Origin of the sequence: Neisseria chenwenguii, assembly GCF_002216145.1 — a bacterium.
Lineage (GTDB): Bacteria > Pseudomonadota > Gammaproteobacteria > Burkholderiales > Neisseriaceae > Neisseria > Neisseria chenwenguii.
The window spans coordinates 830,395-854,051 of the sequence record NZ_CP022278.1; the positions used below are offsets into that span (position 1 = coordinate 830,395).

Consider the following 23,657-nt stretch of genomic DNA (forward strand, 5'->3'; position numbering starts at 1 on the left):
CGGCCGGCAACTGTCTCCGCCGCCTCCAAAGGCGAAGCGGTCGCAATTCGGGTCGGGCTGCTTGGCAGCGGAACCGGGCTTGGTAGGCAGTCCGTCCGCATCAAACGAACCGCAGGCGCTTTAAGAGGAGCGCCGTAAATAAGAAGGCTGAAAATATTTTTGCCGTTCCCATCGGGTTGAATCCTTTCGTCAAAGTTACCCGTTTGGGACAGCCGGTTTTGTTTTTTGTTCCCCGCTTCGGGCAAAACAAACTGAAATGCCGATGCAGACGAAAAGTTTCAGACGGCCTTTTGTTCACGTCTTATTATGTTCGCGCAAAATCCGTTGGTAAACCGGTTCGGGCAGGTAGCGGCGGATCATGTCGCGCCAGCCTTTGGGGCCGACGAGGCCTTTGACCATGGTGGACGAGACTTCGGCGATTTCGCGCGGCGGCATCAGGAAGACGGTGGAAATTTCGGGGGCGAGGTCGCTGTTGATGTAGCGCATCGAGCGTTCGAATTCGTAGTCGGCGTTGGCGCGGATGCCGCGCACGATAAAGCGGGCTTCGACTTCGCGGGCGTAGTGTACTAAAAAGCGGTTTTCAAACACGGTAATGCGCACATTGGAAAACTCGCGGGTAATGTCTTCGAGCATGGCCTGCCGTTCGGCGACGGTGTAGCTGCTGCGCTTTTCGGGGTTGGTGCCGATGGAAACGATGAGTTCGTCAAACAGCGCGGCGGCTTCGCGTATCATCCAGAGGTGGCCGTTGGTCGGCGGGTCAAAACTGCCGGCGTAAACGGCGCGGCGGGCGGGATTGTTCATTTCAGACGGCATCCATGATGGAAAACGCTGTCAGGATATAGGCCGGAACGGGGGCTGTCAAAAGGAAAGGCCGTCTGAAACTTCGATTAAACCCAACAATCATTCCGGTTGCTGAGCGGAGTCGAAGCATCAGACGGCCTTTCGGCTTTTTACGGCGCGGATTATTCGTCGCCGGAGAGGGAAAGCAGAATGTTCAACAAGCTGCTGAAGATGTTGTAGATGGAAATGAAAATGGTCAACGCCGCGCTGATGTGGCTGTCTTCGCCGCCGTCAATCACCAAGCGTGTCTGGTACAAAATCATAACCGAGCTGAAAATCACAATACCTGCGGAAACCGTCAGCGCCAACGCGGGGATTTGCAGGAACATATTGGCGACCATCGCAACGATCAAAACCACGAAACCGACGGTGAGGAAGTTGCCGAGCGCGCCCATGTTGACGTTGGGATGGCGGGCAAGCGCCGACATGGTGAAGAACACGGCGGCGGTCATCGCGGCGGCGATGCCGACGATTTTCGCGCCCGAAGGAATATTCAGCACGTATTGCAGCATCGGGCTGATGAGCACGCCCATACCGAAAGTGAACACCATCAGCAGCGTAACGCCGACGTTGCTGTAACGGTTTTTCTCAATCAGGAAACACATGCCGTAGAAAAACACCATGACCGCAATAAACGACATCCAGCGGCCGCCCAACACGGCATAAATGTTCAACCCCGCCTGCGCGGCGATAAACGCACCGGCAGCGGCGGGCAGGAAAGAGAGGCCGAGCAGGCCGTAGGTTTTGCGCAATACGGTATTTTTCTGCGATACCGCACCGGCGGAAGTGTAGTCGTAAACGTCGTTTTGCATGGCGTTTGCTCCAAAAAATGTATGAATAAAAAATAAAACGAAAGCCGATTCTATCAGTAAATCATTGAGTTGAGGAAAAAATGTCCGGCAAACGGCAAATGGGGGGCTAATGCAGGAAAACCAAGCCGATACAGCTGTTTTCTTTTCAGACAGCCTTGCCCAGCCGCACCGAACGGAATAAGCTGAAGCCGTCTGAAATTCGAATGAAAGAGCAAACCATGACACCGATTGCAGCACTCATCTACCGCGGCGAAGGCAACGACGAACTGCGCCTGCTCTGGCAGGCCGTGGAAAACTGGCGGCGGCAGGGCTTGCGCGTGGTCGGGCTGTTGAACAAACTCGACGCAAACGGCAACAAAATGCGCGACCGCACCGCTTCGCTGACCGACAGCCGCGAATACGCGATTATGTACGACGGCGGCTGCAGCGACGACGCCTGCCTGCTCGACCCGCACGGGCTGGCCGCCTCATCGGAGGTCATCCGCGAAGCGCTGGCCTCGCCGCCCGACATTTTAGTGTTCAACAAATTCGGCCACACCGAAAGCGAAAACAGCGGCCTGATCGAAGAATACGCCGCCGCCGTCGGCGCAGGCATCCCCGTCGTGTCGCTGCTCTCCGAAAAATACCTGCCCGAGTGGCGCAACTTTACAGACGGCATGGGCACGGAACTTACCGGCACCGAAGACTTGGCAGCTTGGGCCGCTGCGGTTGCGGCGGGATAAGGTTTTGTATTGCGGTAGGTACGGTTAGCCGCCGAAAGCGGCGTAACCGTACGCCATGCCGTTTGAAGATGCCGTCTGAAAATAATCTTTCAGACGGCATTTCCTATTTTCAGGCTGCCTATTTTACGGGTTACTCAAACGCATCCACAATCTGCAAATGCAATTTTCCGTCCGACAGACAGCCGAGCAGTTCTGCTTCATTCGCCTTAAAAAACGGGTGCGAACAATGCGCGTCAAACGCCGCGCGGTCAACCCAATGCTCCTGAAAAATAAACTGGTTTTCTGCGTTTGCCACTTTGCCGCAAAAATAGCTGATGCAGCCCTGATGCGTGTTTGATTCGCTCACAAAACGGCGCTCAACCGCTTCAAATTCTGCGTGTTTATCCGGTTTCACATTGCATAAAGTGATGACTCCGACAGTCATAATAATCTCCTTAAAAGTTAAAAGGGTTGAAAAACATTTTCAGTCAATCTTTCAACTGCTGAGCCGATAAGATAAACTATGAAGTTAACTCCAATGCAAGTAGTAATATGAAAATTAAAGAATTTGCCGCCCAAACAGGCTTATCCCCCGCCACCCTGCGCTTCTACGAAAAAGAAGGCTTGCTGCTGCCCCAACGCGATGCCAACGGCTACCGCGCATACAGCGAGCAAGACATAGACTGGGCGTTGTGCATCCTGCGCCTGAAACAAATGGGCGTACCGCTCACTCAAATGAAAACCTACGCACACCTGAAACATCAAGGCAATGCCACTGTCTCCCAGCGTTACGCGCTGCTGCAAGCCCACCGCGAAGCCCTAACCGCGCAACAGCAGGAACTCGCCGCCTACCAATATTATTTGGAACAGAAACTCGCGGTGTATCGCGCATTTTTGGAAGAGGGAGGCGAAGCGGCTGTCTGAAAAACACCGATGCCGTCTGAAAGTTTTTAATTTTCAGACGGCATTCCCATTTCCAAATCATCTTAAACCGCTTGGCTCTTACGCACTTTTGCACTGCGAACCATGCCGTCAAGCCATTCTTGATGACCGTCAATCATCGGATGTGGCACGGTTTTCGATAGTTTTATTTTTTCTAAAATGTTAATTTTGTAACATTTCGATATTTAAGAAAAATTTATTCAGGATAGAAGTGCGCGCAGGCGGGAATCCACAGTTAAAAACAGGCAATATCTTGTTTTGAAAAAGTTTCAGCCTTTTACAAAAGTCTCAGGCCGTCTGAAAATCCGCTATGGTTTTCAGACGGCCTGTTGTCTTTTTACATCAATTATTTAGCCTTCAAACTTTTTGAACACCAGCGTGCCGTTGGTGCCGCCGAAGCCGAAGGAGTTGGAGATGGCGACGTTGATTTTCATGTCGCGCGCTTCGTTGGCGCAGTAATCGAGATCGCAGCCGCCTTCGGTATCCTGCTCTTGCAGGTTGATGGTGGGCGGCGATTTTTGGTTGTATACGGCCAAGATGCTGTAAATCGCTTCTACGCCGCCGGCGGCGCCGAGGAGGTGGCCGGTCATGGATTTGGTGGAGTTGACCACGGTTTTGTATGCGTGGTCGCCCAATGCGCGTTTCAGGGCTTTGGTTTCGTTGGCGTCGCCCAGCGGGGTGGAGGTGCCGTGGGCGTTGACGTAATCCACGTCGGCGGCGTTGATGCCGGCGTCTTTCAGGGCACGGGTAACGGATAACGCCGGGCCTTCTTCGTTGGGCGCGGTAATGTGGTAGGCGTCGGAACTCATGCCGAAACCGGCCAACTCGGCGTAGATGGTGGCGCCGCGTTTTTTGGCGTGTTCGAGCTCTTCCAATACCAAGACGCCCGCGCCTTCGGCGATGACGAAGCCGTCGCGGCCTTTGTCCCACGGGCGGGAGGCGGCGGCTGGGTCGTCGTTGCGGGTGGAGAGGGCTTTCATGGCGGCGAAACCGCCGACGCTGAGCATGTTGATGGTGCCTTCTGCGCCGCCGGCAATCATGATGTCGGCGTCGCCGTATTTGATCAGGCGGGCGGCGTCGCCGATGGCGTGTGCGCCGGTGGTGCAGGCGGAAACCGTGCCGTAGCTGGGGCCGCGGTAGCCTTTGAGGATGGTAACGTGGCCGGAGATGAGGTTGATCAGCGAGCCGGGAATGAAGAAGGGGTTGATTTTGCGGGGGCCGCCTTCTTGTACGGCGACGCCGGTGGCTTCGATGCTGGGCATGCCGCCGATGCCTGAGCCGACGATGACGCCAACGCGGTCTTTGTCCAAGTCGGGAATATCGTCCAAGCCTGCGTCGGCAACGGCCTGCATAGAGGCGGCAATGCCGTAGTGGATGAAGAGGTCCATACGGCGGGCTTCTTTGTTGCTGATGTATTGGCCGATGTCGAAATCGCGCACTTCGCCGGCGATGCGGCTGTTGATTTCGGAGGCGTCGAAGCGGGTGATTTTACCGATGCCGCTTTTGCCTGCAAGAAGGTTGTTCCATGCGGTTGCGACGTCGTTGCCGACGGGCGATACCTGTCCCAAACCTGTGATGACGACTCTTCTCTGACTCATGTTGATCTCGCTGTTGGTTTCCGTTCCGGCGTGATGCCGTCTGAAAACGGCGGTTCGTCCGGTTGTTTCAGACGGCCTGAAATTAGAGTTTTTCTCTAATTTCTGCCTTCCTTAAATACGCTAAAAGCCTCTGGTTGCGGGAACGCAGCAGAGGCCGGTGTGTCGTTCGCTACCGTCTTAGCCGTTGTGGGCAGCGATGTAGTCGATAGCCAGTTGTACGGTGGTGATTTTTTCGGCTTCTTCGTCGGGAATTTCGCAACCGAAGGCTTCTTCCAAAGCCATAACCAGCTCAACGGTGTCCAGAGAGTCGGCGCCCAAATCGTCTTGGAAAGAAGATTCGTTTTTCACTTCGGCTTCGTTTACGCCCAGTTGTTCAGCAACAATTTTCTTAACTTGTTGTTCGATGTTTGACATGTCAGTCGTTCCTTATATGCCTTGCGGCGGTTTGATAAAAGAAAAGGGAATCGGCGTTATTTTACCGAATCAGATTGGAGTTTTCCATCTAAAAATGCGCAATCTGCGCCTTTGGGGGAACTCTTTCTGTTACGGCGCATATTAGCATAGGCTGATTTTATCCTACAAGCGGGTTTTTGTTTTTGTGTTTTATCAAAGTGTTAACGCGGTTTTCGGGCGTTGCGGCCGTCTGAAAAACCGCTCTTTCAGACGGCACGGCTGTTCAGGCGAGGGTTTCTTTTAAAAACGACAAAACGCAGGCCAATTCGTCGGCGGCGTCGCGCTGGGTGCCGTTACCGGTATGGCCGCCGCTGTCGGGGGCATGGAGACGGCAGTCGGCGCCGGTCTGCCGCAGTTTGGCGTAAAACTTCAGCGCGTGGGCGGGGTGGACGCGGTCGTCGCTGAGGCTGGTGGTAATGAGGGCGCGGGGGTAGGTTTGGCCGTCTGAAAGGTTATGGTACGGCGAATGCTGCGCCCAATATTCGCGGCAGATTCCGTATTTGAGCGGGTTGCCGTATTCGTCCGTCCAGCTTGCGCCGGCGGAGAGCAGGGGGTAGCGCAGCATATCGGTGAGCGGCATTTCGCAAACCATTGCGGCGAAACTTTCCGGTTTTTTTGCGAACGCCATGGCGGCGACCAAACCGCCGTTGCTGCCGCCCTGAATGCCGGTGTGCGCCGCCGAAGTCAGGCCGCGGCGGGCGAGGTCGGCGACGACGGCGAGCAGGTCTTCGGCGCTTTTGTGTTTCGACAAGCCCTGCGCGGCCTGATGCCAGCGCGGACCGAACTCGCCGCCGCCGCGCACATTCGCCAACACAAACGCGTTACCCGCTTCCAGCCAGTATTTGCCGATGCTGCCCAGATAGTGCGGCAGTTCGGGCACGCCGAACCCGCCGTAAACGTACACCAGCGTCGGCGTGTTTGCGTCCGCTTTTTTGCCAACATGGAAATAAGGAATCCGTTCGCCGTCATCGGAAACGGCCTGATATTGCGCCACTTCGATGCCGTCCGAAACAAACTGCGCACGCTGACGGCGCATGACGGCGAGTTCCATCACGTTCAAATCCAGCGCGTAGAGCGTGAGCGGCTCGGTGAAATGGCTGGCGGCAAGGTAAACCACGTCGCCGCCCCACGGCTGGTCGGTCAGCTCAAGCGCGCCTGTCGGCAGGCGCGGCAGTTCGGCTTCCTGCCAGAGGCCGTCTGAAAAACGCCATGCTTTCAGACGGCCTTCGACGTTGTCCAAAATATGCGCGACCACAAAGCGTTTGGTCGTTTCCACGCACTCGAGCGCCTGCGTTTCGTCCGGGGCGAACAAAAGCTGCGCCGCGCCGGGTTCGCCCTTATTGAGCTTCACCGCCACCAACGCGCCGGCGGGATAACTTTGGTTGGCGCGCTGCCAGTCTTTGCGCAGCGTCAGCAGCAGCCAGCCCGCGAGATAGCCCGCCACGTCGCAATCGGCGGGCAGCTTGAGCGGTTTGGACTCGAGGTTTTTCGTAATCTGAAGATAGGTCTTGGTGTAAAACCCGTCGGACGCCTCGATCAAATCCACCGGCGAACCCTGCGGATCGAGATAACGCCACGCGTTGACCATCATGCCGTCTGAAGCGATTTGGTAAACAGGGGTACTTTCTTCAAAACTCTGGCCGCGTTCCACCAGCCAGACCTCGCGCGGATAGCCCGATTCGGTGAGCTGGCGCCCGTCCCACGCGGGGCAGACCCAGACGCTGTTTTCATCGCGCCACGAAATATGGTTTTTGCCCGCCGGAAAATGAAAACCGCCCGCCACCAGCGCGCCCGCCTCCAAATCCATTTCCAGCGTGTAGGCCGTATCGCCGCCCGCACGGCTCAGGGTCAGCAGCGCGCGGTCGGGCTGTTCGACCAGATGCGACACACCGCCGAGATACACGTCGTCGCCCAGCATTTCGTCGAAATCCGCCACGGAAAACAACACTTTCCACTCGGGATAACCGCTGCGGTAAGTCGCCGCCGTGCAGACGCGGTACACGCCTTTGGGGTGTTCCGAATCCTGATGGAAATGGTACATCCGCGCGCGGTGTTCCTGACAAAACGGAATCTGCCGCGTATCCTGCATCTGCGCAAGAATGCCGTCTGAAAGGAATTTCGCCGCATCATTTTCCAAAAACCGCGCCTGCGTTTCGGCATGGGCGGCAGCGGCGAAATTTTGTGTGTCGGGGGAGTCGAGGTTTTCGAGGAACTGGAACGGGTCGGTTTGGGTTTGCATGGTTGGGTTGTGCATAGCAGTTTGGCAGATGAGGCTGCCTGAAAAGGTTGGAAACGGGTATTGTAGCGGCAAAGTCCGGCAGTTTCAGGCCGTCTGAATTTTCAGACGGCCTTTGTTTATCCCCTCTTCCGCCGCGCGCGCGGATGCGATTCGTCGTAAACCTGCGCCAGATGGTCGAAATCCAGCTTGGTATAAATCTGCGTGGTCGAGAGGTTGCCGTGCCCCAAAAGTTCCTGCACGGCGCGGATGTCGCGGGACGACTGCAAGACATGGCTGGCGTAGCTGTGGCGCAGCATATGCGGCGAGAGGTGTTGCGCGCTGCCTTGTTTTACCGCCCATTCCTGCAGGCGTTTCTGGATTTGGCGCGTGCCCAGACGCGTGCCGTTGCGGTTGGTAAAGAGCGCGGCTTCACCCGCGGCGGCGGCGCGTTGCGGAAGGTAAGCCTTTATCGCGTCTATGCTTTTTGCAACCAACGGCACTTGGCGCTGCTTGTTGCCTTTGCCGGTCACGCTGACCCAGCCCGCGTCGAGCGAGAGATCGTCCACATCCAAACCATGCACTTCGCTCAGGCGCAAACCGCTGCCGTAGAGCAGCTCGAAAATGGCCGAATCGCGTGCGTCGAGCGGGGTGTCGGCGGGGGTGCGGTCGAGCATTTGGTTGAGCGGCTCCTGCTGAAGCGCTTTGGGCAGACGTTCGGGCGGCTTGGGGGCTTTGAGGTTGGCGGTCGGATCGGCGGTCATCAGGTTCTGCCGCACCAGCCAGCCGCAATACTGCCGCCACACGGAAAGTTTGCGCGCGAGGCTGCGTTCGCTCAGGTTTTGCTGCGACAGCTTTTTGAGGGCGGCGACAAAATCGCTGCGTTTCAAATCCGCGTTTTCAGACGGCCTTTCGGGCAGAATCTGCTCGAGCTGCGCCAAATCGCGCTGATAGGCCGCAAGCGTGTGCGCCGATTTGCCCTGTTGGCGCAGGGTGTTGAGAAAACGCGGCTGATGGGTAAAAAAATCTTCGGTATTCATGTTTCAGACGGCCTCCAGCGCGGTTTTCAGCGTCTCGGGCAGGCGGCAGACCTTTTGCGCGGCATAATCGAAACAGGCCATGCCGGTTTGGACTTCGGCAATCTTGAGACCGTCTGAAACGCGGACGATGCGGTAAAGCAGGTTAAACCCGCCGCGCCCGATATCCGCCGCGCCCATTTCCACCGCCAAGCAGTCGCCGTGCCGCACCTGCGCGTGGTAGCGCACCGCCGCATCCGCCATAATCAGCCCCGCGCCGCCGGCATCGAGTTCGCTCCAGCCGTTTGCCGCCAACCAGCGCACGCGCGTTTCGTGGCAGAGCCGCAAAACCGCATCGTTGGCGAGATGCCCGCCGTAATTGATGTCGCCGATGGTAACGGGTATTTCGGCGGTAAACAGGATTTTTTCGGGCGCGGGAACGGTGATGCGGGGCATGGTCGGGCTTTCGGTTTTCAGACGGCCTTATTATAGAACGGGTTGGGGCGGGGAAGAAAATGAGGCCACCTGAATGCTTCGACTTCGCTCAGCACAAGTACTTTGGCTCCGCTCGGCACAAGTGCTTCAACTTTGCTTGGTACGAGCGGTTCGGCAGGTTTATCAACAAGCGTTTGTTCAAATTCAAACAGCCCTCTCCCGCGGAAGAGGGAACAAATTTGCGGAACTTCAAACTTTTCAGACGGCATTCGAATGTTTGAGGCCGTCTGAAATATTTTACGGTCCAACAGACGCGTTCCTGCTCCGCGGAAGCGGGCTGTTTGCCGTTTTGCAAGCGCTGTAAGAGCGGAGCAGCGGCAAAGCCTGCCCTGCGACCGTTTTCCCCGACATATTTTCAGACGGCCTCAAGCATCTGCCCCTCATGCCGTCTAAAAAAATCCGTTTCTCTGCCAAACCGCCGTTGCGTAAAGATTTGCGCGGTTTCCATCTATGCTACACTTATTTCGTTAACATCAAAAAATAATGTAGCATCATGTAGTCTTTTAACCCGGAAACGACTATAATTCAGCGTAAATTTCTATTCCCCCCCATTCAGGAGATTCTTATGGCACTAGTATCCATGCGCCAACTGCTCGACCATGCGGCTGAAAACAGCTACGGCCTGCCCGCCTTCAACGTCAACAACCTCGAACAAATGCGCGCCATCATGGAAGCCGCCGACCAAGTAAACGCGCCCGTGATTGTGCAGGCCAGCGCGGGCGCGCGCAAGTATGCGGGTGCGCCGTTTCTGCGCCATCTGATTTTGGCGGCGGTCGAAGAATTTCCGCATATTCCCGTGGTGATGCACCAAGACCACGGCGCATCGCCCGATGTGTGCCAGCGCTCGATCCAGCTCGGCTTTTCGTCGGTGATGATGGACGGCTCGCTGATGGAAGACGGTAAAACGCCGTCCACCTACGAATACAATGCCGAAGTCACCCGCCGCGTGGTGCAGTTTTCCCATGCCTGCGGCGTGTCGGTCGAGGGCGAAATCGGCGTGTTGGGCAATCTGGAAACCGGCGAAGCGGGCGAGGAAGACGGCGTGGGCGCCGCCGGCAAGCTGTCGCACGACCAAATGCTCACCAGCGTGGAAGACGCTGTGCGCTTCGTAAAAGACACCGGCGTGGATGCGCTGGCCATCGCCGTCGGCACGTCACACGGCGCGTATAAATTTACCCGCCCGCCCACCGGCGACGTTTTGCGCATCGACCGCATCAAGGAAATCCACGAGGCGCTGCCGAATACGCACATCGTGATGCACGGTTCCAGCTCGGTGCCGCAGGAATGGCTGAAAGTGATCAACGAACACGGCGGCAACATCGGCGAAACCTACGGCGTGCCCGTGGAAGAAATCGTCGAAGGCATCAAATACGGCGTGCGCAAAGTCAACATCGACACCGACCTGCGCCTCGCCAGCACGGGCGCCATCCGCAAATTTATGACGGAAAACCCCGCCGAATTCGACCCGCGCAAATATCTGGCGAAAACCGTCGAAGCGATGAAACAGGTCTGTATCGACCGCTATACGGCGTTCGGCTGTGAAGGCCAGGCGGCGAAAATCAAACCGGTTTCGCTGGAAAAAATGGCAACGCGCTACGCAAAAGGCGAGTTGGAACAGATTGTGAAGTAAGGATTTTTTGGGTAGTAAAGAGGCCGTCTGAAAACTTCGATGCCGCAAACGCAGCCAACCCGCTGTGTACGGCAAACGAATGTTCGGACGGCCTGAAGTTTTATTTTGCAGTTTGAACGCCCGATGCGCGTACAATGCCGTCACCGGAAACCGGCAGACGGCGGGCAGACTTTCCAACCGCCCCGCCCTCTTCTGCCGGAAAACACAAAGGAACAACCATGACCCTTCCCTTCCTCGCCATCACCTCGGGCGAACCCGCCGGCATCGGGCCGGACATCTGTTTGGACTTGGCCGCCGCCGGTTTACCCTGCCGCGCCGTGGTGTTGGGCGATAAAAACCTGCTGAAAGCACGGGCGCAAATACTGGGGAAAAACATCGTTTTTCAGGATTTCGATCCGCAGAGGCCGTCTGAAAAAGCGGCGGACGGTGTTTTGGAAGTGTTTCATATTCCGCTGGACGCGCCTTGCGAAGCAGGCCGTCTGAATCCGCAAAACGCGGCTTATGTCTTGCGGCTTTTGGATACGGCGCACCAAGGCATTTCAGACGGCCTGTTTGCCGCGATGGTTACGGCGCCGCTGCACAAAGGCGTGATTAACGACGGCGCGGCGGCGCACGGATTTTTCAGCGGCCACACCGAATATCTGGCGGAAAAAAGCGGCACGCCGCAGGTCGTGATGATGCTCGCCGGCGGCGGACTGCGCGTGGCGCTGGTAACGACGCATCTGCCGTTGAAAGACGTTGCCGCCGCCGTAACGCAGCCGCGGGTCGAATCGGTCGCCCGCATTCTGCACGCGGATTTGCGCGACAAATTCGGCATCGCCGCGCCGCGCATTCTGGTCACGGGCTTGAATCCGCACGCGGGCGAGGGCGGACATTTGGGGCACGAAGAAATCGAAGTCATCATCCCCGCGCTGGAAAACCTGCACGCCGACGGCATAGACGTGCGCGGCCCGTATCCTGCGGATACCGTCTTCCAACCGTTTATCCTCAAAGACGGCGACGCGGTTTTGGCGATGTACCACGACCAAGGCTTGCCGACCCTGAAATACGCGGGTTTCGGCAAAGGCGTAAACATCACGCTGGGTCTGCCGTTTATCCGAACCTCCGTCGATCACGGCACCGCGCTGGATTTGGCGGGCAGCGGACGGGCAGATTCGGGCAGTTTGATTGTGGCGGTGGAAACAGCGTTAGAGATGGCGGGGCATGAGGGTTAGCATGTCCCCCGTTATGATGAAAAACCAAAAGGCCGTCTGAAACTTTTCAGACGGCCTTTTTTCATATCGAGAACAAATTATTTTTTGTTCAAAGAATCGCGGATTTCGCGCAACAGCAATACTTCTTCAGAAGGCTCTGCCGGTGCTTCGGGAGCGGCTTCTTCTTGTTTTTTCATAGAGTTGAGCAGTTTAACAACCATGAAAATTGCAGCAGCAACAATCAGGAAGCTGATAATGTTGTTGATAAACAGACCGATGTTCAAAGTAACCGCGCCGTCGGCTTGGGCAGCCGCCAAAGTGGCGTAACCGGCTTCGGTCGCTTTCGCGCCGTCTTTCAGGGTCAGGAACAGGTTGGAGAAGTCCACGCCGCCGATCAAAATACCGATCGGCGGCATGATTACATCGTCAACCAATGATTTTACGATGGCGCTGAACGCTGTACCGACGACCATACCGACGGCCAAGTCAACCACGTTGCCGCGCATTACAAACGCTTTAAATTCTGAAGCAATAGACATATCAAACTCCTGATTATGTTATGTTAATAAAATTTCTTAATGAAAACGAACGGTCGGCATGATACCGACCAATAGGTTAAATACCATTAAAAAAGGTTAAACTTTGAATTTCTTTAATCTTTTTCACTTTAACCTACCATTTCATACGAAAAACAGGCCGTCTGAAAACTACGTGTTACATTTTCACACAATTTCAGACGGCCTTCGATTACCGCGCCGAGCCTTACTCTTCGTCGTTCAGCGCGTTGATGCTGTAGCCGCCATCCACATATGTAATTTCACCGGTAATGCCCGATGATAAGTCAGACAGCAAAAACGCCGCCGTATTCCCGACTTCTTCAATCGTCACGTTGCGGCCGAGCGGATTTTGCGCGGCAACGTGACCCAAGAGTTTGCTGAAATCGGCGATGCCGGAAGCGGCCAGCGTTTTAATCGGGCCCGCGGAAATGCCGTTGCAGCGGATACCCTCTTTGCCCAAACAGGCAGCGGTGAAGCGGATGCCCGCTTCCAGGCTGGCTTTGGCCATACCCATCACGTTGTAGTTCGGAATCGCGCGCACAGCGCCCAAGTAGGTCAGCGCCACAATCGCGCCGTTGCGCCCCCGCATCATCGGACGCGCTGCTTTGGCCAGCGCGGGCAGGCTGTATGCGGAAATTTCGTGCGCGGTGTTAAACGCTTCGCGGCTGATGCTGTCGAGAAAATCGCCGCTCAAGGCTTCTTTCGGCGCAAAACCGATGGAGTGAACCAGGCCGTCCAAGCCATCCCAATGTTTGCCCAAATCGGCAAACACTTGGTTGATTTCTTCATCGCTGGCCACATCGCAACGGAACACCAGCTTGGAGCCGAACTCTTCCGCCATTTTGCGCACGCGCTCTTCCAGCTTGTCGACAACATAAGTAAAAGCCAGCTCCGCACCCTGGTCGCGGCAGGCTTTGGCGATTCCGTAAGCAATCGAACGCTCCGAGATCATGCCTGTAATCAGAATTTTTTTACCTTGCAGAAAACCCATTTTTTAATCCTCAATCGTAGTGGTATGGCGTAGGTTGAAACGCAGCATTATAACGCAAAGCATCGGTTTTAGCATAGAAAACAAGCGATAAGGCTTTTGCTGCACCGCTTTCAGGCCGTCTGAATTTTCAGGCGGCCTGTTTTCACAACAACCCTATTTCCGCAAAAAATGCCCCATATGCCGCCGCTTTTTTCTCCAACGCCAGCGGATACGCCCGCGAGGACGACGGCAGGCGGTAGAGGCGCAAATGCCTGTCTGAAAACACCGCCTCCGAGTAAGCGCCGATTTTCGGCTTTGCCGTTTCAGACGGCATCAGCGACAGCAGCGTATCCGTCGCCAGCTCGCCCGTGGTCATCACCGTGCGGCACAGCGGCATCTTATCCAGCAAAGCCGCCAAATCTACCGCTTCGACAACCTCCAAAAATTTATCCGACGCATTGCCCTGCAACCGCCGCACCCGATACGCCGTGTCGTAAACCCCAATCCCCTTATCCGCCAGAAATTCGCGCAACAGCGTTTCCCGAAACGCCTTGCCGCCCTCGGCAACGAAATAATCCTTGTCCCCGAAAAACACCAACCCGAAAATCCGCCACATATCGTTTTGAAAATTCGGGTAATAAAACTCCATCTTCCAACGCGCGCGCGGCGGCGGGAAAGAACCGAGCATCAGCAGCTTGGCGTTAGGCGGGGTGAACGGCGGCAAGGGGTGGGTTTCAATAGTCATTTTTCAGACGGCCTTTCATCGCGATAACGCAGCAGTTCGGCAATATCCTGCTCTCCCCGTATCTCCCTGATTTGCCGCTGCGCCGCCTGATAGCGTTCATATTCGGCTTCCGCTTTGGCATCAGCCTGCTTTTTACTGATTGTTCCTGCACCTTGCAGCACTTCGCGGTCGTTGAATTGCAGAAACTGATCCAGCTTTTCCACCCAATCGCGCAGAAAAACCTGTTTTTTCCGCAGCGCCTGGTCTTCGGCAAAATCCAGCCACATGGTGACGATGCGGTTTAATTCGCCGATTTCGTTTTCCTGCAAATAATTTTTTGCGGTTTTGATGTCTTTTTTGCGCACTCCGCCGTCTGCCGTATGGGTCAGCCCCATCAACGGTTTGTCCGCATCGGCACGATGAAACACCAATTCGGCAGCCGTTTGCCCCGTTGCGGCAAAATGCAGTTTGTTTTGAATCACTTTGAAAAACTGCGTGGTTTCCTTAAAACTCGGCTGATAATCCGCGGCCAGCGCGAAAATTTCCCGCACACGCAGATACACCCGCTTTTCGCTGGCACGAATATCGCGGATGCGTTCCAGCAATTCGTCGAAATAATCCGGCGCCGGCACCGTGCCGACCGGCGGATTTTTCAAACGCTCGTCATCCAGCACAAACCCCTTTTGCAGATACTCGCCCAAAGTGCGCGTTGCCCACTGGCGGAACTGCGTGCCGCGCGTAGAACGGACGCGGTAGCCGACGGCGATAATCATCGGAAGCGAATAATGTGCGATTTCACGACTGACTTCGCGACCGCCTTCGTTTTGAACTGTCAACTGAAAGTTGACAGTTGCCGCTTCAAGCAATTCGCCTTCCGATAAAACAGCGGCAATATGCTTGCTGATGTTCTGTTTGCTGGTCTGATACAGCTCGGCCATTTCCGCCTGCGTAAGCCAAAGCTGTCCGCCCAGCTCGCGCAAGATAAATTGGGACAGGCCGTCTGAAGTGGTGTAGAGGATTAAGGTGTTGTCAGTCATGTTTTTTTCAGGCTGCCTAAATGTTTGATAAAACAATTTTCTCATACGCAGCTATTTTGTGCTTGGTCTGTACCTACAACTTTGGGAAGAAGCCGAGCATCAGAAGCGTGGCGTTGGACGGGGGAACGGGGGCAAGGGGGGCGATGGCCATTTTTCAGACGGCCTTTCGGTAGGGTGGGTGTAAGCCCACCATTATTTATCACTTTAATCAACACGGCAGGTTTACACTTACCCTACTCATGATAAAGATTCCGCACATTTTCAGACAGGCATCCGCCCCAATCGGCGGGAAACAACCCGTTTTGCACATCGCGGTGGAACGAAGAATGCGGCCAGTCGCGCACCTGCCGCACCAAGCCGTGTTTTACCGGATTGAAATAAGTATAAAAAACATGACGTTCCAAATCCGCATCGTCACGGATTTTATGTTCCCAAAACCGCTGCTGCCAAATGCCCGCTTCACGTTTCCCGTTTTGGCTGGCATTCGGACGGCGGCAGCTTTCAGGCAGGCGTTTGGAAAAATTGGTTTTCAGAACCTGCACGATACGCGAAAAATCGTTGCGGTTGTCAGGCAGTCGCAGCACCAGATGGAAATGGTCGGGCAGGACGGTAACCGCAACGGTTTCAAACGGGCAATGCCGCAAAGTTTCCCTATAGGCCTCGCGAAATTCATGGATATACCGCACCAGCCAATCACAACGGCGGTTTTGCAGAACCGCCGTGATAAAATTACATAATATATTCCTTCAAAGAAACCTTATTGCTCATTTAAATTCTTTAAACGTTTAACCAGAATATGTACTTGTGTTGAGGGGTTATCAGTATTTTCTCTTTCTGTTTCTTTTAATGCTTTTTCCGCATATGCAATTGCATGCATTAGCTGTTTATCTAAATCACTTAAATCTTTAAAAATATCAAATTTTCCTTTTTCATAATCAGGCAAATACTGTTCTAGATGTTTTATTACTTCTGCCGGTTCCGAGTATGGTTTAGTTGTATATTCAAAATGTAACAATAGCCAATACTCAAAACACGGAACAGATGTTATAGCATGGAAGATATTTTTATCCCTACTGTTTTTCAGCTCATTTATTGCTTCTTGATAGTTTGTATGCCTGTCTTTATCAAATACACAATAAACTTCATCAAAGGCATTACCTATGTTTTTTTCCTCTCCAAAACGCTGTTTGGCATACTTCACAATACTTTTAGGATCAGAGCCGCATTTATCACCACTGATTTCAATATTTGCTGTATGTAAACGATAGTAGCTCCGTATACCGATAAAATAATTCGGTTCAGTTTTTTCTCCTTCACAAACAATTAAAATCCGTTTGTATGATTTGCGATCTTTTTGCCGTTTCAGTTCTTTTGTATTTCTAGCTTTTCTCTTCTTTTTAAACAAATCATCGCTACCCATACTATCTCCCTAAATCAAAAGCATGGATAAACGGTAGTGCCCCATATCGACCGGATAAATAACCTGCTTCCAAGTTTTCTTTTCCCTTTTTGGGACTGAAATCTGATAAAGGATAAAGGATAGAGGACTGTTTATTATCTCTTTCACAAAACCAAATTTGATCGCGACGGAAAACGTTTTGATTCAAAATGGATGTTTCATGCGTGGTAAAAATTAATTGGGCATTTTTCGGATTGCTGGCTTGGTCATGGAATAACTCAACCAAAAACTGAACCAGTTTAGGATGCATATTCACATTCAGTTCATCAATACATAGTGTATAACCGTTTTCCAATACATCTAAAATCGGACCAACAAATGAAAAGAATTTTTGAGTGCCATCTGATTCATCATTGAAATCAAAATTCACCTCACTCCCATCATTATCGTAATGAACAGTTTTTAATTTAAGGTGTTTAATATCTTTCAATTTTTCAAACAAATGATTTTTCAATGTTTCAGGCATATCCTCAGGAAAAAAAGAAGGATCAAAATCTTCTGTTTCTACGTTAATATTGTGAATATTAAAATCTGCAGCTTTTAACAGCTTAATCACTTTTTCTTTTTTACCTTCATTACATTGATGAGCAGTATATTCAGGTCCAAATCCATCAACTCCACTAAATAGTAGGTTATTATCGAACCAATCAAATAGCGGCTTTAACTGCTCGCTATTTAACTGAACTGCTGTTGATAAAAATAAGGCATTATCTCTAGTCGCTTGCTGCCAAACCTGTTTCGTACCTAAGAGAAAAGAACTGAACTTCCAATGATATTTTTTTTCTTCATCATCCCACACCCGTTCAAACCATTTTTGGGAATGGCCTTTAGGGTACGCAAACAGCCATTCATCAAAAATCTGTGTTTCGGTTGCACTAAACCCATATTGATAGCGAATATTTTGAACAATAAAAGTAATCTCGAATTCTGTGGGTTCAGTTAGATAAGCTTTATCTAATTTAAACGGAATGAGCGGCAGTTTGTCTCCACGTTGAGAAGTATTGGTAACAATACGTTTCATTGTTTTTAATGCTTTGAGGAAATTAGATTTTCCACTTGCATTTGCGCCATAAATTGCTGATGTTTTCAACAGTTCCAGTCCCTTAATACTTTCAATACGGAAAGTATTACTTGGCTGTTCATCACCTTTTGTTTTTACCATACTGAAATTTTGTTGTTCACGGAAAGAACGGTAGTTACTCACAGCGAAGTCAATAAGCATACAAAGCCCTTTTTCATGCTATTTTTGGAAATTTTTTCCAAAAATAGCATGAAAAAGGTAGTTAAGCAAAATTTTTACACTTAATTAAGGCAATTGACTCCCTATCAAGCCATCACCAGTTACGCTTTCGGCTGGCTCTTTAATACAACCTTAGCTTTAGATAGTGGGGCTACTTGCCATCTACTTAAAATGCAAAATGCCTGTCTGAAATCCGTCGGAGTGTTTTTTCAGACAGGCACATTTTCAGACGGCCTTACTTTTTCAACCTCGCAAACGCATCCGCCATCGCGGTATTGCCCACGTTTTTTTCCCTTTGCCCTTTATCTTTCAGGCTGCCTGAACGGTTGTTTCTCGCGGCGTTTTCAGACGGCCTGCCGTTTTTTGGCGAACCGCTGTCTGCGTCGTCGTTCAGGCGCATGGTCAGCGCGATGCGTTTTCTCGCGGCATCGACTTCCAGCACTTTCACTTTTACCACATCGCCGGCTTTGACGATTTCGCGCGGGTCTTGCACGAATTTGTCGGCGAGCGCGGAGATGTGGACGAGGCCGTCCTGATGCACGCCGATGTCCACGAATGCGCCGAAGTTGGCGACGTTGGAGACGACGCCTTCCAGTATCATGCCTGCCTGTAAATCGCTGATTTCGTTGATGCCTTCGGCGAATGAAGCCGTCTGAAATTCGCCGCGCGGGTCGCGGCCGGGTTTTTCCAGTTCGGCGAGGATGTCCATGATGGTGGGCAGGCCGAATTGGTCGGTGGTGTAGGCGGCGGGTTTGATTTGGCGGATTTTGTCGCGATTGCCGATGAGGTCGGCGGCACTGATGTGCAGGTCGTCGAGCATTTTGGCGACGATGGGGTAGGCTTCGGGGTGTACGGCGCTGGCGTCGAGCGGTTCTTTGCCGCCGTTGATGCGCAAAAATCCGGCGGCCTGCTCGTAGGTTTTTTCACCGAGGCGCGGCACTTTGAGGAGTTTGCGGCGGCTGTCGAACGCGCCGTTTTCGTCGCGGTAGGCGACGATGTTTTGCGCCAAGGTGCTGTTTAGGCCTGAAATTCTGGCGAGCAGCGGCGCGGAGGCGGTGTTCACATCCACGCCGACGGCGTTCACGCAGTCTTCCACCACGGCATCGAGCGATTTGGCGAGCTGGGTTTGGTTGACGTCGTGCTGGTACTGGCCAACGCCGATGGATTTGGGGTCGATTTTCACGAGTTCGGCGAGCGGGTCTTGCAGGCGGCGGGCGATGGAAACCGCGCCGCGCAAGCTGACGTCGAGTTCGGGAAATTCTTTGGCGGCCAGTTCGCTGGCGGAATAGACGGATGCGCCGGCTTCGGAGACGACGATTTTGTGCAAGCCCGCTTCCGGCAGGCCTTTGATGAGTTCGCCCGCCAGTTTGTCGGTTTCGCGGCTGGCGGTGCCGTTGCCGATGGCAATCAGTTTGATGCCGTATTTTTTCACGAGGGCTGCGAGCGTTGCCAAGGCGTTGTTTTCCTGATGTAAATAGACGACGGCGGTGTCGAGCAGCTTGCCGGTGTCGTCCACCACGGCGGTTTTGATGCCGGTGCGGTAGCCGGGGTCGAGGCCGAGGGTGGGCAGGCGGCCGGCGGGCGCGGCAAGCAGCAGGTCTTTGAGATTGCGTGCAAACACAGTAATTGCGTCGCTGTCGGCGTTTTCTTTCAGACGGCCCAAGGCGTCGAGTTCGAGCGATAGGAAGATTTTCGCCCGCCAGGTCAGGCGCACAGTGTCGCGCAGCCATTTGTGGCCGTCTGAAATCTTGAAATGCGCGGCGATGATTTTTTCATACGCGCTTTGCTCGGTAACCAGCGTTTCATCCGGCTGGTATTTGAGCGCGACGGTCAGCACGCCTTCGTTGCGGCCGCGCAAAACCGCCAGCGCGCGGTGGCTGGGCATGGTGCGCACGGGTTCGCGGTGGTCGAAATAATCCTTGAATTTTTCGCCGTCTTTTTCTTTGCCTTCAAGCACTTGCGCATGGACTTCCGCTTCCGCCCACAGCTTGTCGCGCAGACGGCCGATGAGTTCGGCATCCTCGGCAAACTGTTCCATCAGAATCGCGCGCGCGCCGTCCAGCGCGGCTTTGCTATCAGGCACCTGCTCATTCAGGTAGGCATTTGCGGCGGTTTCCGGGTCTTGCGACTGGTCAGCTAGCAGCACGTCGGCAAGCGGCTGCAAACCGTTTTCGCGCGCGATTTGCGCTTTGGTGCGGCGTTTGGGTTTGTAGGGCAGATATAAATCTTCCAGCGCGGTTTTGTTGTCGCAGGCTTCGATTTGCTCGCGCAGGCCGTCTGAAAGTTTGCCTTGCTCTTCAATGCTTTTCAGCACGGTGGCTTTGCGTTCTTCCAGTTCGCGCAGGTATTGCAGACGCTCGGCCAGCGTGCGCAGCTGCGTATCGTCCAGCCCGCCCGTGGCTTCTTTGCGGTAGCGGGCGATAAACGGCACGGTTGCGCCCTCGTCGAGCAAATCGACGGCGGCTTGGATTTGGGAAACGGTGGCGGAGAGTTCGGAGGCGATGATTCGGGTGATGTTCATGGTGATGGTTTTGGGGTTTGCAAAAAGGGGAAAGGATAGCGGTTTTGCGGGGCTTTGGCAAAGCGGATGCCTGCTTGGGAAACAGGGATTTGGTAGAGGCCGTCCGAAAAAAACAAGGGGTTTCAGACGGCCTCTGCGTACATTTCCTGCATCGGAACAACTGCACTAAAAAAGCCGAAATGACTACGCTGTTTTGGCTGACGGTTATCGCCGCCACCCTCATAGGCACCGGAATTCCCACCTGCTTCACTATGGCAGCCCGATTTTGTTCATCAACTTGCTGATTGTGCATGTCCGGCATCACAAACATTCGGCAGAAAATAAAACCGAATAACCCCAATCCGTTTTACCCGCACCTGAGAAAAGCAAAGGCCGTCTGAAAACTTTCAGACGGCCTTACATTAAAATTTAATTTCCCATAAAATCATACAGTTAAATAATTTTTTAGATGACCTCCATTCACTCCGCCGCCGTACCGATATGGGTAACGGCGGTTTCCAATGCGGCTTCCTGTTCGCGCACCTCTTCCAATGCGGCGAGCTGGGCGGCGACACCCTGTTCGATTTTCGACAGGCTGGCGGCTTCGGCTTCGTGGTAGGCTTCTTCGAGCGCGTACATAAAGCCGACTTCGTCGGTGCCGCCGTGGCTTTTGACGACGACGCCGCGCAGGCCGAGGAAAATGGCGCCATTGAATTTACGCGGATCGAGTTTGCTCTTCATGCCTTTGAGCGCGGGCAAGGCAGCGACGGCGGCAAGTTTGTTGTACCAGTTGCGCTGAAATTCCTGCTTGATTGCGCCGCCCATGAATTTGACGGCACCTTCGATGGTTTTCAGCATGATATTGCCGACAAAGCCGTCGGCGACGACGACGTCGATTTTACCGTTGAATACGTCGTTGCCTTCAACATTGCCGATAAAGTTCAGCTTGCCGGATTTCAGCAGCTTGAAGGTTTGTTTGACGGTATCCGTGCCTTTGATGTCTTCCGTGCCGACGTTGAGCAGGCCGACGCGCGGCAGCCCTCTTTCGGGATGCAGCGCCTGCACCAGCTCGCTGCCGACAACGGCAAACTGCACGAGTTGGTCGGGCGTGCAGTCCACATTCGCGCCCAAATCCAGCATCAGCGTGAGGTGGTTTTCGCCCGAAGGCAGGAATTTGGCAATCGCAGGGCGTTCGATACCCGGGATGGTTTTGAGCACAAAACGCGCAGTCGCCATCAGTGCGCCGGTGTTGCCTGCGGATACGGCAGCTTGCGCAACTCCTTCCTTGACCTGATTGATGGCAACGCGCATAGAGGAATCTTTTTTGTTTTTTAGCGCCAGCTGCGGCGCTTCGTCCATTTCAACCACTTGAGCGGCATGAACGATTCTGACGCGCTCCATCGGCACACCTGCTTCGCGCAGGGCTTTGCCGACGGCGGCTTCGTCACCGACCATCATCAAACGGACGTTTGGCTGGCGCTTCAGAAAAGCAGCCGCGCCGGGCACGGTAACCGCCAGGCCGGCATCGCCGCCCATGGCATCTACGGCCAATGTAATCATAAGGTTCTCCGTTTTATGGTTTCAGACGGCATCGGCACATCAGGCCGCCTGAAATCAGGAAACGTCAGTAAAATCAAAAATTAAGCTATCGGCAAAACCGCTTCGTCCCAATGAACGGGGCAGTTTTGACGCTTCTGCGACAAATGGTTTTCAGACGGCATTGCTTGAAAAACGATTCACGCAAACCGCTTTCAGACAGCTGTTTAAACAGACCGAAACTTTTGCAAAATACCCAAAGGATACCCAAAGGCCGTCTGAAAAATTTGTACCGCCAACTGCCGTTTGCACGTTTTTCAGACGGCCTGCGGCGTTTAGCAGCCCTCTTTGGCCAAACGGTTGTGTTCGTCGATGTCTTCCGCGTCCCACGGATAATTAATCCACCAGTCTTCCACGGTCAAGCCGCTGAAATAGGGAATGCCTTCGGGAATTTTGCCGGCTTTTTCTTTGATTTTTTCATGCAAAACGGCAACGCCGACGGTGGCGAAATCCTCTTTGAGCAGCTCGTTCAGACAAAATTCCATCGTAACGCGGCTGTCGTCCACTTCATCGACCACCAGCACGTTTTTGCCTTTCAGCGCATCGGGTACGGGATCGAGCCATTGCACTTTTTTCACTTCTTCCGTGACTTGGCCTTCGTTGTCGCTGTCGTAATAAGCGGTTGTCACGGCGTAAATCGGAATCTCCAGAAAACAGCGCAGCATACGGGCGGGAATAAAGCCGCCCCCGCCGATGGCAATCATGGCATCGTAACGGACGCCCGAATTTTGGATTTTCTCCGCCAAGCCTTTAATGACGCGGTGGATGTCGTCGTAGGTGTACCAGATTTTCTGTTTCATGGTCTTGCCCGATTTTCAAGTGAACAAAGCGACCCGCCTTTGGCGGCGTAATGCAAAAAAGCCAGTATTGCATGGCAATAGGCTGGCTTTCAGTCAGTCGGGAAAAATCATTCGCCTTTGGCTTTAACGACTTTGCGGCCGCGATACATACCGTTGGGCGAAATGTGGTGCGGACGGTGTACTTCGCCGGTGTTGCCGTCGACAGACAGCGCAGGCGCGGTCAGCGCGTCGTGTGAGCGGTGCATACCGCGTTTAGAGGGGGATTTTTTGTTTTGTTGAACGGCCATTTCAAGCTCCTAAAATAAATAACTGTAAACCTAATCTTACCTAATCAGCGGCATCCGCCTATTTTTTCAAACCCGCCAATACGGCAAAAGGATTGGGTTTGTCCCGATTGACCTCGTCAAGCGCCGAATTGCCGCAATCTTCGTGACGCGGGGAATAAGGCAGCGCAATCAGAATCTGGTCTTCCACCAGGCTGCGGACATCCAAAACGTCTTGCAGCAGCATACCCTCCAACTCGTCGTCGGCGAGCATGGCTTCGTCGAGGCTTTCTTCGTCGGCAAACAGAAAAATCCGGCAGGTATCGTTTAATTCAAACGGCACGGGCTTGATGCAGCGCTGGCAAACCAGCGGCATTTCCGCTTTTACCGTCAAATCGAGAAACAGCCTGTGCAGCCGGTCTTGTCCGCCTTGCAGCGTAAACGAAACCGCGCTTTTTCTGTCGGCGAAAAAGTCGTGCGACCAAACACGTTCGTCCAACTCGTCCAGCCGGAAGCCGCCCTGCAGCGCCTGCTTTTCGTCGGCGAAAACCTTCGGGTCAATCAAATTAGGGTCTGACATAAACGGGGTATGATATAATTTCGGCTGTCTAACGTC

Annotated in this window: 25 protein-coding genes; 4 read left to right on the forward strand and 21 right to left on the reverse strand. The window is 53.6% G+C overall.

Going from position 1 to position 23,657, the window contains the following annotated elements; all coding sequences use genetic code 11:
• Positions 1–294: 294 nt before the first annotated feature.
• Entirely contained in the window at positions 295–801 is a 507-nt protein-coding gene (coaD, locus tag BG910_RS04010; protein WP_089035732.1) for a pantetheine-phosphate adenylyltransferase, read from the reverse strand.
• Between the two features lie 161 nt (positions 802–962).
• A complete protein-coding gene (locus tag BG910_RS04015) occupies positions 963–1,652 on the reverse strand; it encodes a Bax inhibitor-1 family protein (RefSeq protein WP_089035733.1) in 690 nt (229 codons plus the stop codon).
• Positions 1,653–1,855: 203 nt separating this feature from the next.
• Here BG910_RS04015 and BG910_RS04020 point away from each other — a divergent pair, with 203 nt between their 5' ends.
• Positions 1,856–2,374: a DUF2478 domain-containing protein gene (locus tag BG910_RS04020; protein ID WP_089035734.1), complete on the forward strand. Its 519-nt coding sequence runs from the start codon at positions 1,856–1,858 to the stop codon at positions 2,372–2,374.
• A gap of 130 nt (positions 2,375–2,504) precedes the next feature.
• Here BG910_RS04020 and BG910_RS04025 read toward each other — a convergent pair whose 3' ends face one another.
• Entirely contained in the window at positions 2,505–2,798 is a 294-nt protein-coding gene (locus tag BG910_RS04025) for a putative quinol monooxygenase (protein ID WP_089035735.1), read from the reverse strand.
• Between the two features lie 107 nt (positions 2,799–2,905).
• On the opposite strand from BG910_RS04025, the gene BG910_RS04030 reads away from it, so the two are divergent.
• A complete protein-coding gene (locus tag BG910_RS04030) occupies positions 2,906–3,277 on the forward strand; it encodes a MerR family transcriptional regulator (RefSeq protein ID WP_089035736.1) in 372 nt (123 codons plus the stop codon).
• A gap of 368 nt (positions 3,278–3,645) precedes the next feature.
• Here the strand turns inward: BG910_RS04030 and fabF are convergent, their stop codons facing one another.
• The 6 genes from fabF to BG910_RS04060 form a co-directional block, all read right to left on the reverse strand.
• Positions 3,646–4,893 carry a beta-ketoacyl-ACP synthase II gene (gene fabF / locus BG910_RS04035; RefSeq protein ID WP_089035737.1) on the reverse strand — a complete coding sequence of 416 codons (1,248 nt, stop codon included), beginning with the start codon at positions 4,891–4,893 and terminating at the stop codon, positions 3,646–3,648.
• 177 nt (positions 4,894–5,070) lie between these two features.
• Positions 5,071–5,307, reverse strand: coding sequence for an acyl carrier protein (gene acpP / locus BG910_RS04040; protein WP_089035738.1), 237 nt, complete (start codon positions 5,305–5,307; stop codon positions 5,071–5,073).
• A 262-nt stretch (positions 5,308–5,569) separates the two neighbouring features.
• Complete coding sequence (locus BG910_RS04045) at positions 5,570–7,585, reverse strand: prolyl oligopeptidase family serine peptidase (RefSeq protein WP_089037132.1); 2,016 nt, start codon at positions 7,583–7,585, stop codon at positions 5,570–5,572.
• A 116-nt stretch (positions 7,586–7,701) separates the two neighbouring features.
• Positions 7,702–8,601, reverse strand: coding sequence for a tyrosine recombinase XerC (gene xerC / locus BG910_RS04050; RefSeq protein WP_089035739.1), 900 nt, complete (start codon positions 8,599–8,601; stop codon positions 7,702–7,704).
• A 3-nt stretch (positions 8,602–8,604) separates the two neighbouring features.
• Positions 8,605–9,033, reverse strand: coding sequence for an acyl-CoA thioesterase (locus tag BG910_RS04055; RefSeq protein ID WP_089035740.1), 429 nt, complete (start codon positions 9,031–9,033; stop codon positions 8,605–8,607).
• Between the two features lie 17 nt (positions 9,034–9,050).
• On the reverse strand, positions 9,051–9,320 hold the full coding sequence (locus BG910_RS04060) for a hypothetical protein (protein WP_157694020.1): 270 nt from the start codon (positions 9,318–9,320) through the stop codon (positions 9,051–9,053).
• Between the two features lie 317 nt (positions 9,321–9,637).
• Here BG910_RS04060 and fba point away from each other — a divergent pair, with 317 nt between their 5' ends.
• The gene (gene fba / locus BG910_RS04065; RefSeq protein WP_089035742.1) at positions 9,638–10,702 is read left to right on the forward strand and encodes a class II fructose-bisphosphate aldolase; all 1,065 of its coding nucleotides are present in this window, start codon (positions 9,638–9,640) and stop codon (positions 10,700–10,702) included.
• 218 nt (positions 10,703–10,920) lie between these two features.
• Positions 10,921–11,916 (forward strand): 4-hydroxythreonine-4-phosphate dehydrogenase PdxA, encoded by a 996-nt coding sequence (pdxA, locus tag BG910_RS04070; RefSeq protein WP_089035743.1) that lies wholly within the window; start codon positions 10,921–10,923, stop codon positions 11,914–11,916.
• Between the two features lie 77 nt (positions 11,917–11,993).
• Here the strand turns inward: pdxA and mscL are convergent, their stop codons facing one another.
• The 12 genes from mscL to BG910_RS04130 all read right to left on the reverse strand — a co-directional run bounded on the left by mscL (position 11,994) and on the right by BG910_RS04130 (position 23,621).
• On the reverse strand, positions 11,994–12,434 hold the full coding sequence (gene mscL / locus BG910_RS04075) for a large conductance mechanosensitive channel protein MscL (RefSeq protein WP_089035744.1): 441 nt from the start codon (positions 12,432–12,434) through the stop codon (positions 11,994–11,996).
• Between the two features lie 223 nt (positions 12,435–12,657).
• Positions 12,658–13,443, reverse strand: coding sequence for an enoyl-ACP reductase FabI (gene fabI, locus BG910_RS04080; protein WP_089035745.1), 786 nt, complete (start codon positions 13,441–13,443; stop codon positions 12,658–12,660).
• A 142-nt stretch (positions 13,444–13,585) separates the two neighbouring features.
• Complete coding sequence (locus BG910_RS04085; RefSeq protein WP_089035746.1) at positions 13,586–14,167, reverse strand: uracil-DNA glycosylase family protein; 582 nt, start codon at positions 14,165–14,167, stop codon at positions 13,586–13,588.
• Positions 14,164–15,183, reverse strand: a complete 1,020-nt coding sequence (locus tag BG910_RS04090) for a virulence RhuM family protein (RefSeq protein ID WP_089035747.1) — start codon at positions 15,181–15,183, stop codon at positions 14,164–14,166. Before BG910_RS04090 ends, BG910_RS04085 begins: the two co-directional genes overlap by 4 nt.
• A 233-nt stretch (positions 15,184–15,416) precedes the next feature.
• Positions 15,417–15,869 carry an REP-associated tyrosine transposase gene (locus tag BG910_RS04095; RefSeq protein WP_267897797.1) on the reverse strand — a complete coding sequence of 151 codons (453 nt, stop codon included), beginning with the start codon at positions 15,867–15,869 and terminating at the stop codon, positions 15,417–15,419.
• A gap of 71 nt (positions 15,870–15,940) precedes the next feature.
• Positions 15,941–16,603, reverse strand: coding sequence for an RloB family protein (locus tag BG910_RS04100; RefSeq protein ID WP_089035749.1), 663 nt, complete (start codon positions 16,601–16,603; stop codon positions 15,941–15,943).
• A gap of 1 nt (position 16,604) precedes the next feature.
• Complete coding sequence (locus BG910_RS04105) at positions 16,605–17,864, reverse strand: AAA family ATPase (RefSeq protein WP_089035750.1); 1,260 nt, start codon at positions 17,862–17,864, stop codon at positions 16,605–16,607.
• Positions 17,865–18,117: 253 nt separating this feature from the next.
• Complete coding sequence (locus BG910_RS04110; protein ID WP_089035751.1) at positions 18,118–20,403, reverse strand: Tex family protein; 2,286 nt, start codon at positions 20,401–20,403, stop codon at positions 18,118–18,120.
• A gap of 459 nt (positions 20,404–20,862) precedes the next feature.
• Positions 20,863–21,942, reverse strand: coding sequence for a phosphate acyltransferase PlsX (gene plsX / locus BG910_RS04115; protein ID WP_089035752.1), 1,080 nt, complete (start codon positions 21,940–21,942; stop codon positions 20,863–20,865).
• A 311-nt stretch (positions 21,943–22,253) separates the two neighbouring features.
• Complete coding sequence (locus BG910_RS04120; protein ID WP_089035753.1) at positions 22,254–22,778, reverse strand: phosphoribosyltransferase; 525 nt, start codon at positions 22,776–22,778, stop codon at positions 22,254–22,256.
• A 107-nt stretch (positions 22,779–22,885) separates the two neighbouring features.
• Complete coding sequence (rpmF, locus tag BG910_RS04125; RefSeq protein WP_089035754.1) at positions 22,886–23,065, reverse strand: 50S ribosomal protein L32; 180 nt, start codon at positions 23,063–23,065, stop codon at positions 22,886–22,888.
• Positions 23,066–23,123: 58 nt separating this feature from the next.
• Positions 23,124–23,621, reverse strand: a complete 498-nt coding sequence (locus tag BG910_RS04130) for a YceD family protein (RefSeq protein ID WP_089035755.1) — start codon at positions 23,619–23,621, stop codon at positions 23,124–23,126.
• Positions 23,622–23,657 lie beyond the last annotated feature (36 nt).

Excerpts from the sequence above, each read along its gene's own strand:
- fba (WP_089035742.1), top strand. The coding sequence starts at position 9,638 with ATGGCACTAGTATCCATGCGCCAACTGCTCGACCATGCGGCTGAAAAC.
- pdxA (WP_089035743.1), top strand. The coding sequence starts at position 10,921 with ATGACCCTTCCCTTCCTCGCCATCACCTCGGGCGAACCCGCCGGCATC.
- acpP (WP_089035738.1), bottom strand. The coding sequence starts at position 5,307 with ATGTCAAACATCGAACAACAAGTTAAGAAAATTGTTGCTGAACAACTG.
- BG910_RS04090 (WP_089035747.1), bottom strand. The coding sequence starts at position 15,183 with ATGACTGACAACACCTTAATCCTCTACACCACTTCAGACGGCCTGTCC.
- fabI (WP_089035745.1), bottom strand. The coding sequence starts at position 13,443 with ATGGGTTTTCTGCAAGGTAAAAAAATTCTGATTACAGGCATGATCTCG.
- BG910_RS04100 (WP_089035749.1), bottom strand. The coding sequence starts at position 16,603 with ATGGGTAGCGATGATTTGTTTAAAAAGAAGAGAAAAGCTAGAAATACA.
- BG910_RS04110 (WP_089035751.1), bottom strand. The coding sequence starts at position 20,403 with ATGAACATCACCCGAATCATCGCCTCCGAACTCTCCGCCACCGTTTCC.
- mscL (WP_089035744.1), bottom strand. The coding sequence starts at position 12,434 with ATGTCTATTGCTTCAGAATTTAAAGCGTTTGTAATGCGCGGCAACGTG.
- rpmF (WP_089035754.1), bottom strand. The coding sequence starts at position 23,065 with ATGGCCGTTCAACAAAACAAAAAATCCCCCTCTAAACGCGGTATGCAC.
- BG910_RS04085 (WP_089035746.1), bottom strand. The coding sequence starts at position 14,167 with ATGACTATTGAAACCCACCCCTTGCCGCCGTTCACCCCGCCTAACGCC.
- BG910_RS04105 (WP_089035750.1), bottom strand. The coding sequence starts at position 17,864 with ATGCTTATTGACTTCGCTGTGAGTAACTACCGTTCTTTCCGTGAACAA.
- BG910_RS04030 (WP_089035736.1), top strand. The coding sequence starts at position 2,906 with ATGAAAATTAAAGAATTTGCCGCCCAAACAGGCTTATCCCCCGCCACC.
- BG910_RS04025 (WP_089035735.1), bottom strand. The coding sequence starts at position 2,798 with ATGACTGTCGGAGTCATCACTTTATGCAATGTGAAACCGGATAAACAC.
- BG910_RS04120 (WP_089035753.1), bottom strand. The coding sequence starts at position 22,778 with ATGAAACAGAAAATCTGGTACACCTACGACGACATCCACCGCGTCATT.
- BG910_RS04020 (WP_089035734.1), top strand. The coding sequence starts at position 1,856 with ATGAAAGAGCAAACCATGACACCGATTGCAGCACTCATCTACCGCGGC.
- BG910_RS04130 (WP_089035755.1), bottom strand. The coding sequence starts at position 23,621 with ATGTCAGACCCTAATTTGATTGACCCGAAGGTTTTCGCCGACGAAAAG.
- fabF (WP_089035737.1), bottom strand. The coding sequence starts at position 4,893 with ATGAGTCAGAGAAGAGTCGTCATCACAGGTTTGGGACAGGTATCGCCC.
- BG910_RS04055 (WP_089035740.1), bottom strand. The coding sequence starts at position 9,033 with ATGCCCCGCATCACCGTTCCCGCGCCCGAAAAAATCCTGTTTACCGCC.
- plsX (WP_089035752.1), bottom strand. The coding sequence starts at position 21,942 with ATGATTACATTGGCCGTAGATGCCATGGGCGGCGATGCCGGCCTGGCG.
- coaD (WP_089035732.1), bottom strand. The coding sequence starts at position 801 with ATGAACAATCCCGCCCGCCGCGCCGTTTACGCCGGCAGTTTTGACCCG.
- xerC (WP_089035739.1), bottom strand. The coding sequence starts at position 8,601 with ATGAATACCGAAGATTTTTTTACCCATCAGCCGCGTTTTCTCAACACC.
- BG910_RS04015 (WP_089035733.1), bottom strand. The coding sequence starts at position 1,652 with ATGCAAAACGACGTTTACGACTACACTTCCGCCGGTGCGGTATCGCAG.
- BG910_RS04045 (WP_089037132.1), bottom strand. The coding sequence starts at position 7,585 with ATGCAAACCCAAACCGACCCGTTCCAGTTCCTCGAAAACCTCGACTCC.